The following is a 12,141-nucleotide window of genomic DNA, read 5'->3' as shown; positions in this document are numbered from 1 at the left end:
GCTAACTATTAATGAATATTGAGGAGTATATATGCCCGTAGTAATCAAACGTGACGGTTGTCAGACTGCATTTAATGAGACTCGTATTAAAGATGCTATTATAAGAGCAGCTGTTGCGGCTAATGTTAACGATCCAGATTATTGTGCAGCGGTGGCTCGCGTAGTGACTAATCAAATGATGGATCGTGAAAGTGTCGATATTAATGAAATTCAAAATGTTGTTGAAAATCAACTAATGTCAGGGCCTTATAAAAAATTAGCAAGAACCTATATTGAATATCGACATGATCGTGACCGTGCTCGTGAAGAGCGTAGCCGTTTAAATCAAGATATTCGTGGGCTAATAGAACAAAGTAATGTCGCTATTTTGAACGAAAATGCGAATAAAGATAGTAAAGTCATTCCTACTCAACGCGATTTATTAGCAGGTATTGTTGCTCGACATTATGCGAAACAATATTTATTACCAAAGGATATTTCGCGCGCGCATGATAGTGGTGAAATACATTATCATGACCTTGATTATGCGCCATTTTTCCCAATGTTTAACTGTATGTTAATTGATTTAGATGGCATGTTAACTAATGGCTTTAAAATGGGTAATGCTGAAATTGAACCGCCAAAATCTATCGCAACAGCAACAGCAGTAACAGCTCAAATTATTGCGCAAGTTGCTAGTCATATTTATGGTGGTACCACCATAAATCGTATTGATGAAATTTTAGCAAAATTTGTCACTATTAGTTATCAAAAACATAAGCAAGTTGCTGAGGAATGGAATATTCCAAATCCTGAGGCTTATGCAGAAAGTCGTACCCAAAAAGAGTGTTATGATGCATTTCAATCTTTAGAATATGAAGTAAATACTTTGCATACTGCTAATGGACAAACCCCATTTGTTACTTTTGGTTTTGGTTTAGGAACCAGTTGGGAATCGCGGTTAATTCAAGAATCAATTTTAAAAGTGAGAATAAAAGGGTTAGGTAAAAATCATAAAACGGCGGTATTCCCTAAATTAGTTTTTGCAATTAAAGATGGTATTAATCACAAACAAGGTGATGCTAATTATGATATTAAACAGTTAGCATTAGAGTGTGCAAGTAAACGTATGTATCCAGATATTTTAAATTATGATAAAGTCGTTGAAGTAACTGGATCATTTAAAACACCAATGGGATGCCGTAGCTTTTTGGGTGTTTATGAAGAAGACGGTCAACAAATTCATGATGGCCGGAATAATTTAGGTGTTATTAGTCTTAACTTACCTCGTATCGCCATTGAAGCTAAAGGTGATGAAGCTCGTTTCTGGGAAATTTTAGACAAACGTTTAGCTCTTTGTAAAAAGGCATTGATGACTCGTATTGCTCGTCTTGATGGTGTCAAAGCTCGTGTTGCTCCGATTTTATATATGGAAGGTGCTTGTGGTGTTCGCTTAAAAGAAGATGACAGTGTTTCTGAAATCTTCAAAAATGGCCGTGCATCAATCTCTTTAGGTTATATTGGTCTGCATGAAACTTTAAATGCACTTTATGGTAACCAAACTCATCCATTCGATAGTGAAACCTTACGTAATAAAGGTGTAGCAATCGTTGAACATTTAGCTAAAGCGGTTGAACAATGGAAAAAAGAGACTGGTTATGGATTTAGTTTATATAGTACACCGAGTGAAAACTTATGCGACCGATTCTGCCGTTTAGATACTTCTGAATTTGGTATTATTCCTGGAGTAACAGATAAAGGTTACTATACTAACAGTTTCCACCTTGATGTTGAGAAAAAAGTGAATCCATATGAAAAAATCGAATTTGAAAAACCTTATCCAGCAGTAGCAAGCGGTGGTTTTATTTGTTATGGCGAATACCCTAACATGATTAATAATGTTAAAGCATTAGAAGATGTGTGGGACTACAGCTATACGCGTGTACCTTATTATGGTACCAATACCCCAATTGACGAATGTTATGAATGTGGTTATACCGGTGAATTTTCATGTACTAGCAAAGGTTTTGTTTGTCCTAGCTGTGGTAATCATGATTCAGCTAAAGTTTCTGTTACTCGCCGTGTTTGTGGATATTTAGGTAGCCCTGATGCTCGTCCATTTAATGCGGGTAAACAAGAAGAAGTCAAACGCCGAGTTAAACATTTAGACAATGGGCAAATAGGCTAATAAATTATTTTATCATTATGAATTATCATCGTTATTATCCTGTTGATGTTGTTAATGGCGAAGGGACTCGTTGTGCACTTTTTGTTGCCGGCTGCGTACACCAATGTCCTGGCTGTTATAACAAAAGCACATGGGGAATAAACTCTGGTAAGCCATTTACACAATCACTTGAAGATCAAATTATTAAAGATTTACAAGATACTGAAATAAAACGCCAAGGATTATCGCTTTCTGGTGGTGATCCTTTGCACCCACAAAATGTCCCTGCCATTTTAAAACTGGTAAAACGAGTAAAAAATGAGTGTGATAATAAAGATATTTGGTTGTGGACAGGCTATAAGCTTGATGAATTAACCGATGCTCAACAAGCTGTAGTTCCCTATATAGATGTTTTGATTGATGGCAAATTTGTGCAAGAACTGGCTGATCCCAAACTTTTATGGCGAGGCAGCAGTAATCAAATTATCCATCGATTTAAGTAAAATTATTGTGATTTATGCAAATTTAACAGATAAGAAATTGCTTCTCGATAATTGATTTCAAGGTTTTCACTACTTGATGATGTAATATGTAAGTCAGTAATCTTGCCATTATCAATCCCATAAACCCAACCATGTAAATTAACTTTTTTGCCTCTTTGCCATGCTGATTGAATAACGGTTGAATGTCCTAGATTATAAACTTGTTCAATAACATTAAGCTCACATAAAATATCTAAACGAATATCGGCAGTAAACTCGCCGATTAAAGAACTATAACGGAACCATAAGTCACGAATATGTAATAACCAATTGTTAATTAGACCTAGATCGGGGTTTTCGACTGCAGCTTTAATTCCACCACAACCTAAGTGTCCACAAATGATAATATCTTCTATCTCAAGTACATCAACGGCATATTGCACGACAGATAAACAGTTAAGATCGGTATGGATAACCAAATTACCAACATTACGGTGAACAAATAATTCTCCGGGTTTTAATTTAATCAATTTTTCAGCTGGTACTCGACTATCAGAACAGCCAATCCATAAAAATTTTGGATTTTGAGCAACGGCAAGCTGTTTAAAAAAATCAGGATCTTCTTGTTCTATTTTTTCTGACCATTCGTGATTAAAGCGAATAAGATCGCTAACATCAAACATAATGTCTATTCCTTGTTATATTTCATTGTTAGAAACATTTGCTAATTTTGTATTAACTAAATTGTTTTTATATGCTGAATTTTACTTTTCATTATTAACTTTCGCCATATTGGCGTAGTAAGAATTTTTGCTTTAATAATTTTGCTATATAGTTTAAAGCGTAAAGGCATTGTTTTTTGATAATAATGTTTATTAGGTTTTGCTACGCCACTATTTAATATTTTGCTAAGAATTTCAGCGCTATCAAGTGCATAACTGATACCCTCTAGTGAGCTAGCACTAATAAAGCCCGCAGCTTCACCAATTAAAAATATATTTTCATTACCAGTATAAAAATCTCGGAATCGGTTTGGATAAACAACAAGACACTTTTCGGTTTTTAATGGTTCGCCAAAAATAAAACCTTGTTGAGCTAATTTTTCTTTTAATAACTCGAAATGTTGATTGGCTGTCTTTTTAGGGAAGGCACCGCCAAAAATGAAATATTTATTTTTGGAAATGCTCCATGCATAACAATTTGTGGTTTTATTATCAAAAATACAAGAATAAAAGGGAATTTTATGGTTGTCTGTAAACCATTGTTGGATAGCAACATATTGTCTAATAGAATGATTAGGATAGCGCATACGTCGCACAACTGAATTTGCGCCATCAGCTCCAACTACATATCTAGCGGTAATCTTATGTTCAATTTTATTTTCATCAATATAAGTGACTTGATATCCATCAATGACTCTTCTGATTTCTTTGCATAGCGTATCATGTAACACATTGACACTATTTGGTATAAGCGACTTTAACCATAGGTCGAATTTATGTCGATCAAAACTGACATAACTGCGTTGATAATTACGGATCAGTTTCGTTTGCAGATCGATGGTTTTTACGCTGAAAATTTGCGGATCAGTTAATATATCCAATGGTAAATTTAGCTTTTGTCTTACAAACGCTTTTTGTGCATCATTAGCCAATAAGCCACCACATGGTTTTTGAAAACCTTCATCACCAGCTTGATGTTTTTTATCTAATGCAATGATCTTAAAAGATGGGCTAAGTAACCGAGCGAGCGTGCTACCGGCAGGTCCAAGTCCAATGATGGCAATATCGTAATCCATATTCTTGTGTTATCTGTTTTATTTGGTTGAAAGCTGACCATTTTACCATATTCGATAAAAAGGCAGTTAATAGTAAAATCGAAGATTTAGTCGATTTTACTAAAAAATTTTGAGGAAAGGGGTTTTTTAGTCGATTTTAATTAATTGTGATCAGTTAATTTGCTACCGTCTGTAAAAATTCCTTATTTAATTCATCAAATGGTAAAGTTCGACTAATCACAACTAAGCGAGATATTTTTTCGGAAGCTTGTTGCCATGGAGAACCGTAATCAAAACCGACAATTTTATGGACTCCTTGAACAATGAGCCTTTGGTTATTGTCTTTAATTGCAAGTATTCCTTTATAGCGCAGCATATCATTGCCATATTTTTCAACTAGATTTTCCATAAATGAGCCAATCTTTTTAAAATCAAGCTCTCCAGCTTCAAAAAGATAGGAACATATATCATCATTCCAAGATGAGGTTTGATATGGAATTGTTTTAAAATTAGTTTCTAATTGTTTGGATGGATTAACAATAAAAAAACCTTTATTAAGAACTAATTCCTCATCTAAATCAAAAGCATGGATATCTAACCATTGTGATTTTGCAATTTTACCATTAATCGCTTGATAGATAGTTGCTTTACTATTAATTTTTTGAAGGCGATTTAGAATTTCAATTTGTTGTTGTTCGGTGATGCAGTCGGTTTTAGATAAAATAATACGATCGGCAAAACCAATTTGAGAAACAGCAACTCGATGTTCATTTAAATGTTGCAAAATATGTTGAGAATCAACAATCGTAATAATTGCATCAAGTCTAATGGTTTCTCTAATTAGCTCATCAATAAAAAAAGTTTGAATAATAGGTGCCGGGTCGGCAAGCCCAGTGGTTTCAATAATAAGTCTATCAAATTGCAATTTACCAGCTTGTCTTTCTGCGTGCAATTGATGGAGTGCTTTGGTCAATTCACCTTGCACAGTACAACAAATGCAACCATTGGTCATTTCAACAATTTGAATATCATGATTTGGTGTAAGTAAGTTGCTATCAAGATTTACTGGACCAAATTCATTTTCAATAATCATTATTTTTTCATTGTGATTATTTTCAAGCAGGTAATTGATGAGTGTTGTTTTTCCTGAGCCGAGAAAACCAGTTAATAAGGTAACTGGTAACAAGGAAGTGCTAATATCTTGTGTCATAAACTATTCCTTTCTATTTAACAACACTTAAAGCCACCTTTACCACTATAACGAGCATCTTGTCGTTCTTTAAAAAACTCTTCATAAGTCATAGGTGTTTGTTCTGGATGAGTTAGTTTCATATGTTGTACATACGTATCGTAATCGGGAATCCCAACCATTAGTTTGGCTGCTTGACCTAAATATTTTCCAGCTTTAGCGATTGAGTCAAACATATTTATCTCTTTTATTAAACAAAGCAGTTAAAATTATTTTATTTTTAAACAGTTGATATTTTCAAAGATATCAATCTCACTATAAATGTCGATGTGAAGTGAGTCAATCTCTGATTAATAATAATTTTAATCTAATTTATTAAATAAAATTTAGTAAAAATAAAAGAGGTATATTAAATAATTGAAATTGTGTTGGGTTGTTTTAGTGAAGATAAATTAGTCATTATATTTTGGTAAAATTCATTTATCTATTGATAAATAACTTCTATAATAACGGCCATTTAAAATGAATAAGAGTTAACAATGGAAAAGTTTCACGTTACTGGCCCTACTTCTTTAAATGGGGAAGTTGTCATTTCTGGCGCTAAAAATGCTGCGCTACCTATTTTATTTGCTGCAATTTTGGCTGAAAAACCAGTTGAGTTGCAAAATGTTCCCAAATTAAAAGATATCGATACAACACTTGAATTGCTTGCGCAATTAGGCGTGAAATACCAACGTAACGGTTCTATTCATCTTGATGCTGGCCAAATTGACAATTATTGTGCACCTTATGAACTCGTCAAAACCATGCGTGCATCAATTTGGGCTTTAGGTCCACTGGTTGCTCGATTTGGGCAAGGGCAAGTTTCATTACCGGGTGGATGTGCAATAGGTGCAAGACCTGTAGATTTGCATATTACTGGTTTACAACAGTTAGGTGCGACAATCACTTTAGATGAAGGATATGTTAAAGCAACAGTTAATGGTCGTTTAAAAGGTGCTCACATTGTTATGGATAAGGTGAGTGTTGGGGCGACAGTAACAATTATGTGTGCAGCAACCTTAGCTGAAGGTAAAACTATAATAGAAAATGCAGCTTGTGAGCCTGAAATTGTTGATACCGCAAAATTCTTAAATATGCTGGGCGCTAAAATTACCGGTGTTGGCACGATGCGTATTGAAATTGAAGGTGTTACTAGTCTGGGTGGTGGCGTACACGAGGTTGTTTCTGATCGTATTGAAACAGGAACTTTTTTGGTTGCAGCTGCTATTTCAAGAGGTAAAATAACTTGTCGTAAAACTGATCCAAATTTATTAGATGCTGTGCTATCAAAATTGAAGGAGGCTGGTGCTAATATTGAAACAGGTGCAGATTGGATCTGTTTAGATATGCAAGGCAAACGAGCAAAAGCTGTAAATATTCATACTGCACCACATCCGGGGTTCCCAACGGATATGCAAGCCCAGTTTTCATTATTAAATATGGTGGCAGAAGGAACTGGAATCATCAAAGAAACGATTTTTGAAAATCGCTTTATGCATGTGCCAGAACTTATTCGTATGGGGGCACATGGCGAAATCGAAGGTAATACATTAATTACTCATGGTGTCGAAAAACTTAGTGGTACTCAAGTTATGGCGACTGATTTACGAGCTTCAGCAAGTTTAGTTTTAGCCGGATGTATCGCTGAAGGTTCGACAGTTGTTGATCGTATTTACCATATTGATCGTGGTTATGATAATATTGAAGAGAAGCTTAGAAAATTGGGCGCTAATATTGAACGATTCAAATAGTTTTAATTTTTGACGCTGTTTAAACACAGCTATTAGATAAAAAGGAGTGTAATATGACAAAGCAAGCATTAGTATTTTTATCGAATGGCTGTGAGGAAACCGAAGCTGTTACAACTATTGATCTATTAACTCGAGCCGGAATAAATGTTACTTACGCTAGTATCACAGAAGATAGACTAGTTGAGTGTTCTCGTGGAGTAACAATCTTAGCTCAAAAAGTATTTTCAGAAGTTAGTAATGTTGATTTTGATGTGATTATTTTACCTGGTGGATTAAAAGGTGCGGAAAACTTTCGTGACTCCCAGCAATTAATTAAAAAATTAAAACAAGCACATCAAGCCGGCAATTTGATTGCTGCCATTTGTGCAACACCAGCAATGGTTTTGCAACATCACAATTTATTCCCAAATGCTTATATGACTGGTTATCCAACGACAAAAGATACAATTAAAAATTGGAAATCGGATAGAGCTTATTTTGATGCTCAATATAAACTTATCACCAGTCAAGGTCCTGGCACGTCTATGGATTTTGCCTTAAAAATAATTGAAGTTCTGTTAGATAAAAAGGCTGCGGCTGAAGTAGCTGCACAATTGGTTCTACCACAAGGGATAGCATCCTACCAATAAATAGGTAACAAATGTCAAAATCACATTTGTACGAAAAGTTAATTAAAAGGGCAACACTAAGTGCTGTTTTAATTTCTGTTTTCCTAATTATTATAAAATTACTTACCTGCTGGTTTACTGGCTCGATGAGTTTGTTTGCCTCTCTTTTAGATTCAAGTATTGATTTACTTGCATCTGGACTTAACTTTTTCTTAGTTCGTTATGCATTAAAACCGGCTGATGATGATCACACATTTGGGCACGGAAAAGCAGAATCGTTAGCTGCATTAGCACAAAGCACCTTTATTATTGGTTCTGCAACTATTTTGTTAATTTCAAGTATTAAATCTATTATTCATCCTGTAGCAATAGCCTCACCTCTATTAGGTATTGCCGTATCTGTGATTTCAGTTATTGTGACAGGCGTATTAGTTCTATATCAAAAATATGTAATAAAACAGACTAAAAGTAAAGCAATTGAAGCTGATATGTTGCACTATTCTTCTGATATGTTTATGAATATTGCGGTTATTGTAGCTCTATTTTTAAGTTGGTATGGTATTACTTATGCTGATGCCTGTTTTGCCTTTTTTATTGCGTTATATATTTTTTATAATGCTTATAAAATAGCCTATAGTGCAATTCAAGACTTGTTAGATAAAGCTTTGTCAGAAAGTGATAACCAAAAAATTTGTGAAATTGTTCGTTCATACTCAAATGTACATGGTTTTCATGATTTGAAAACTCGACAAGCTGGTCCGTTAAAATTTATACAGTTACATCTTGAATTAGACGATGATATGCCTTTAATCAAAGCGCATGCAGTCGCCGATGCGATTGAGAAACATATTGCTCAAGAATTTGCGCCTGCAACTGTGATTATTCATCAAGATCCTGTTTCTGTTGTTCCCTTAGAAATGAATAAGTAGAGAAACTAATCAAAATAGCTTCTAAACTTTTATTGTTAGTTAATTATTATGACCTTATAATAACCGAAGGTTTATATATTGGAGTTATTTTGTATGATAAAAAAAATAGGTATTTTAACCAGTGGTGGTGATGCGCCAGGGATGAATGCAGCTATTCGAGGTGTTGTGAGAACAGCCTTAACTGAAGGATTAGATGTTTTTGGCATTTATGATGGTTATTTAGGTCTGTGTGAAGATCGAATCGTTCAGTTAGATCGTTCTAGCGTTTCAGATATTATTACTCGTGGCGGTACATTCTTAGGATCAGCTAGATTTCCTGAATTTAAAGACCAAGAAGTTAGAAAAAAAGCGATCGCTAATTTAAAGAAACATCAAATCGATGCATTAGTTGTAATTGGCGGTGATGGTTCTTATATGGGGGCGATGCGTTTAACTGAAGAAGGTTTTCCTTGTATTGGTTTACCTGGCACCATTGATAACGATATTCGTGGAACTGACTATACTATTGGTTATTTTACTGCTTTAGGCACCGCTGTAGAATCTATCGATAGATTAAGAGACACCTGTTCTTCGCATCATCGAATCTCTGTGATTGAAATCATGGGCCGTGATTGCGGTGATTTGACAATAAATGCAGCAGTTGCTGGTGGGTGTGAGTTTATGATTATCCCTGAAGTTTCTTATACTAAAGAAGACTTAATTGAAGAGATAAAATTAGGTTTTGCTAAAGGTAAAAAACATGCGATAGTTACTGTGACTGAAAATATGTGTGATGTTAACCAATTAGCGGCAGATATTGAAGCGGCTGTTCATCATGAAACTCGAGCAACAGTTTTAGGACATGTACAACGTGGTGGCTCTCCAGTGCCTTATGACCGAATTTTAGGTTCACGTATGGGTGCTTATGCTGTTGAATTACTTATTAAAGGTCATGCAGGCCGTAGTGTCGGTATTCAAAACGGTAAGCTCGTCCATCATGATATTATTGATGCGATTAATAATATGAAAAGACCATTTGACATGGATCTTTACAACACTGCAAAACGTTTATTCTAAAAATTGCTCCATTGATAATCGAATAATAAGATGTGAATAATTGATAAGGCTAAGCTTTTAAATAAATATATCAATTATTCACATTATTGATTTTATAAAGATTGTTTACTCAATAAATATTCAAAGTATTCTTCTGCTCATATTTAATCAATTTCGATACAAATTTGAGGTTTTTATGACACTACAATATAAGCAAGATAATGACCGTTTTTATGTTTGTAATGATAATAATCAAGAAATAGCAGAAATGACATTTACTCGAATTGGGCATGATAAGGCAACGATTAATCATACATTTACTGATCCTGCTTATCGAGGTCACGGTATTGCAGATAAGTTGCTTGAACTTGTTGTGAAAACATTACAGCAAGAAAAGCGTGAAATTATACCTTTATGTTCGTTTGCTAAAAATAAATTGAATAACTAAATAAAGTCTATTTTATATATAGACCTCTTGTAATTTTCTCCAGCTTTTGTCAAGAAATATTTTATTGTTTTTCTATAATAATCCTAGTTTTTCTTAGCAGATTTTGTGCTAATGTATGCTAAATTTTCTTTGTTATATTTTGCTTATTAAAATGACAACAGTCAAACCCCAAAAAATCCATTCTATTCATGTATTGCGTGGCGTAGCTATCATCATGATCGTCTTTAGTCATTGCTTAGGCGTATTTAAAAATAGCAATTTAATTGCTAATAGTTATTTATTTTCTTTTTTGAATTTATTTGCTTTTAACTTCACCACCTTTTTTGTACTAATTGCGGGTTTTTTATTTCAACATTTGACCTACAAATATAAAGTAAGAGAATATTATTTATCTAAATTCAAAACGGTAGTATGTCCATATATATCGGTATCGATCTTCTGTTTTCTCTATTTTCACTATCAGTCTTTATCCAGTTTACCTTTTTTTTCATTTGCTGAACCGAGTGCGTTTGGTTCTATTGTTAAAATGATGTTGACAGGAACACAATTGTTACCACTGTGGTTTATGCCGATGATTATCATGATTTTTGCAATCAGTCCTTTATTATATTCGTGGTCTCAAAAAAGTCTGATTATTATTGGTTTGATTTCAATGTTCTGGATAGTTATGTTTACTAAACCTGATTATACAAAACCGTTATTAAATTTGTTGCATTATGGACCGGTTTATTTAACCGGTATGATGATAAAACAGAATTATGAAAAAATTATGCAACTAGTTAAAGATAATCTATTATTAGTGATTTTCTTTTTTGGTTTATGTTTTTGTATCCCATTTGCTTATCGTTATGTTGACCATCTAGGTGTTGAAAAACTTTATTATGATACATTACAAAAAATTATTTTGTTTATTTTAGCGCTTTACTTTTTAGATGGTTTAAATCGTAAGAATGAACATGGAAGAACATATAAGTTTTTTTCATATATGGCTAATATCAGTTTTCCTATTTACTTTATTCATGAAATTATCGTGTTACTTTTGGAACAACAAGTGGGTAATTCACCAATAGCGGACGTGATTAAAACTGATAACGGACAATTAGCTTCACTTGGTGCAATTAGCTTTTTAATATCTGCATTAACGATAAGTATCATTATTGCAAATCTAATAAAGTTAATATTTAAAGATAAAGCAAAATATTTAATTGGTGGTAATCGTTAAAATAAAATTGTTATTAAAAGAGGAAAAAGATAGATATTTTTATTTTTTGGATGTTGAAAAGTGTGATTTATAGCAACATATTGTTTTTTTTGTGTTTATAATGCTGGTTGGATATATATTGCAAATATACCAATATGAGTGTTGAACAAATAAAAAACAAACAGAATCCTAATTGTAATTTTTCACTTGCCAAAAAAAAAGAAGTGCCTATAATGCGCATCCACTGACACGGCGTCAGCGACAAGCAGACAAAGGTCGTGTTAGTGAACAAGGTCAAAAATTTTAAAAAAAGATCTTGACGAATAAAAAGGTGTAGCGTAGTATACGCAGCCCTTGAGACAGCAAACTGAAACAAGAAATTGTGAAGTAAATTAAAAGACTGTCAGCTCTTTAAAAAGAAGAAACAGACAATCTGTGTGGGCACTTACGAGACGAAAAATTAAAAGTCTACGGACTGAAAAAAATTAAGTCTTGATAAGTGACACTGAAGATTCATTTGAATTATGTCAGAG

At 33.7% G+C, this 12,141-nt stretch carries 12 protein-coding genes; 8 read left to right on the top strand and 4 right to left on the bottom strand.

The window, feature by feature from the left end; translation table 11 throughout:
* Positions 1 to 31 precede the first annotated feature (31 nt).
* Together nrdD and nrdG are read left to right on the top strand one after the other, a co-directional pair.
* Positions 32 to 2,167 (top strand): anaerobic ribonucleoside-triphosphate reductase, encoded by a 2,136-nt coding sequence (gene nrdD / locus H3U96_RS05430; protein WP_086360296.1) that lies wholly within the window; start codon positions 32 to 34, stop codon positions 2,165 to 2,167.
* Between the two features lie 17 nt (positions 2,168 to 2,184).
* Positions 2,185 to 2,649 (top strand): anaerobic ribonucleoside-triphosphate reductase-activating protein, encoded by a 465-nt coding sequence (gene nrdG / locus H3U96_RS05425; protein ID WP_065577816.1) that lies wholly within the window; start codon positions 2,185 to 2,187, stop codon positions 2,647 to 2,649.
* A gap of 2 nt (positions 2,650 to 2,651) precedes the next feature.
* Here nrdG and can read toward each other — a convergent pair whose 3' ends face one another.
* The 4 genes from can to H3U96_RS05405 form a co-directional block, all read right to left on the bottom strand.
* Positions 2,652 to 3,311, bottom strand: a complete 660-nt coding sequence (gene can, locus H3U96_RS05420; RefSeq protein ID WP_198195862.1) for a carbonate dehydratase — start codon at positions 3,309 to 3,311, stop codon at positions 2,652 to 2,654.
* Between the two features lie 56 nt (positions 3,312 to 3,367).
* A complete protein-coding gene (locus tag H3U96_RS05415) occupies positions 3,368 to 4,426 on the bottom strand; it encodes an FAD-binding protein (RefSeq protein WP_198195860.1) in 1,059 nt (352 codons plus the stop codon).
* 154 nt (positions 4,427 to 4,580) lie between these two features.
* Entirely contained in the window at positions 4,581 to 5,615 is a 1,035-nt protein-coding gene (locus tag H3U96_RS05410; protein WP_198195859.1) for a GTP-binding protein, read from the bottom strand.
* Between the two features lie 17 nt (positions 5,616 to 5,632).
* Positions 5,633 to 5,830, bottom strand: coding sequence for a YbdD/YjiX family protein (locus tag H3U96_RS05405; protein ID WP_034883017.1), 198 nt, complete (start codon positions 5,828 to 5,830; stop codon positions 5,633 to 5,635).
* A 303-nt stretch (positions 5,831 to 6,133) separates the two neighbouring features.
* On the opposite strand from H3U96_RS05405, the gene murA reads away from it, so the two are divergent.
* The 6 genes from murA to H3U96_RS05375 all read left to right on the top strand — a co-directional run bounded on the left by murA (position 6,134) and on the right by H3U96_RS05375 (position 11,629).
* A complete protein-coding gene (gene murA / locus H3U96_RS05400) occupies positions 6,134 to 7,387 on the top strand; it encodes a UDP-N-acetylglucosamine 1-carboxyvinyltransferase (protein ID WP_065577811.1) in 1,254 nt (417 codons plus the stop codon).
* A gap of 53 nt (positions 7,388 to 7,440) precedes the next feature.
* The gene (locus H3U96_RS05395; RefSeq protein ID WP_198195858.1) at positions 7,441 to 8,016 is read left to right on the top strand and encodes a DJ-1 family glyoxalase III; all 576 of its coding nucleotides are present in this window, start codon (positions 7,441 to 7,443) and stop codon (positions 8,014 to 8,016) included.
* An 11-nt stretch (positions 8,017 to 8,027) separates the two neighbouring features.
* Positions 8,028 to 8,924 carry a cation diffusion facilitator family transporter gene (locus tag H3U96_RS05390; RefSeq protein WP_086360291.1) on the top strand — a complete coding sequence of 299 codons (897 nt, stop codon included), beginning with the start codon at positions 8,028 to 8,030 and terminating at the stop codon, positions 8,922 to 8,924.
* 93 nt (positions 8,925 to 9,017) lie between these two features.
* Positions 9,018 to 9,980: a 6-phosphofructokinase gene (pfkA, locus tag H3U96_RS05385; RefSeq protein ID WP_065577808.1), complete on the top strand. Its 963-nt coding sequence runs from the start codon at positions 9,018 to 9,020 to the stop codon at positions 9,978 to 9,980.
* A 175-nt stretch (positions 9,981 to 10,155) separates the two neighbouring features.
* Positions 10,156 to 10,407, top strand: coding sequence for a GNAT family N-acetyltransferase (locus tag H3U96_RS05380; protein WP_065577807.1), 252 nt, complete (start codon positions 10,156 to 10,158; stop codon positions 10,405 to 10,407).
* A gap of 151 nt (positions 10,408 to 10,558) precedes the next feature.
* Complete coding sequence (locus H3U96_RS05375; RefSeq protein WP_198195857.1) at positions 10,559 to 11,629, top strand: acyltransferase; 1,071 nt, start codon at positions 10,559 to 10,561, stop codon at positions 11,627 to 11,629.
* Positions 11,630 to 12,141 lie beyond the last annotated feature (512 nt).

Source organism: Gilliamella sp. M0364 (assembly GCF_016100565.1).
GTDB classification, from domain to species: domain Bacteria; phylum Pseudomonadota; class Gammaproteobacteria; order Enterobacterales; family Orbaceae; genus Gilliamella; species Gilliamella apis.
This window is presented reverse-complemented; position numbering and strand designations above follow the sequence as displayed.

Coding starts and splice junctions, on each gene's coding strand:
- nrdD (WP_086360296.1), top strand. CDS start 32: ATGCCCGTAGTAATCAAACGTGACGGTTGTCAGACTGCATTTAATGAG.
- nrdG (WP_065577816.1), top strand. CDS start 2,185: ATGAATTATCATCGTTATTATCCTGTTGATGTTGTTAATGGCGAAGGG.
- can (WP_198195862.1), bottom strand. CDS start 3,311: ATGTTTGATGTTAGCGATCTTATTCGCTTTAATCACGAATGGTCAGAA.
- H3U96_RS05415 (WP_198195860.1), bottom strand. CDS start 4,426: ATGGATTACGATATTGCCATCATTGGACTTGGACCTGCCGGTAGCACG.
- H3U96_RS05410 (WP_198195859.1), bottom strand. CDS start 5,615: ATGACACAAGATATTAGCACTTCCTTGTTACCAGTTACCTTATTAACT.
- H3U96_RS05405 (WP_034883017.1), bottom strand. CDS start 5,830: ATGTTTGACTCAATCGCTAAAGCTGGAAAATATTTAGGTCAAGCAGCC.
- murA (WP_065577811.1), top strand. CDS start 6,134: ATGGAAAAGTTTCACGTTACTGGCCCTACTTCTTTAAATGGGGAAGTT.
- H3U96_RS05395 (WP_198195858.1), top strand. CDS start 7,441: ATGACAAAGCAAGCATTAGTATTTTTATCGAATGGCTGTGAGGAAACC.
- H3U96_RS05390 (WP_086360291.1), top strand. CDS start 8,028: ATGTCAAAATCACATTTGTACGAAAAGTTAATTAAAAGGGCAACACTA.
- pfkA (WP_065577808.1), top strand. CDS start 9,018: ATGATAAAAAAAATAGGTATTTTAACCAGTGGTGGTGATGCGCCAGGG.
- H3U96_RS05380 (WP_065577807.1), top strand. CDS start 10,156: ATGACACTACAATATAAGCAAGATAATGACCGTTTTTATGTTTGTAAT.
- H3U96_RS05375 (WP_198195857.1), top strand. CDS start 10,559: ATGACAACAGTCAAACCCCAAAAAATCCATTCTATTCATGTATTGCGT.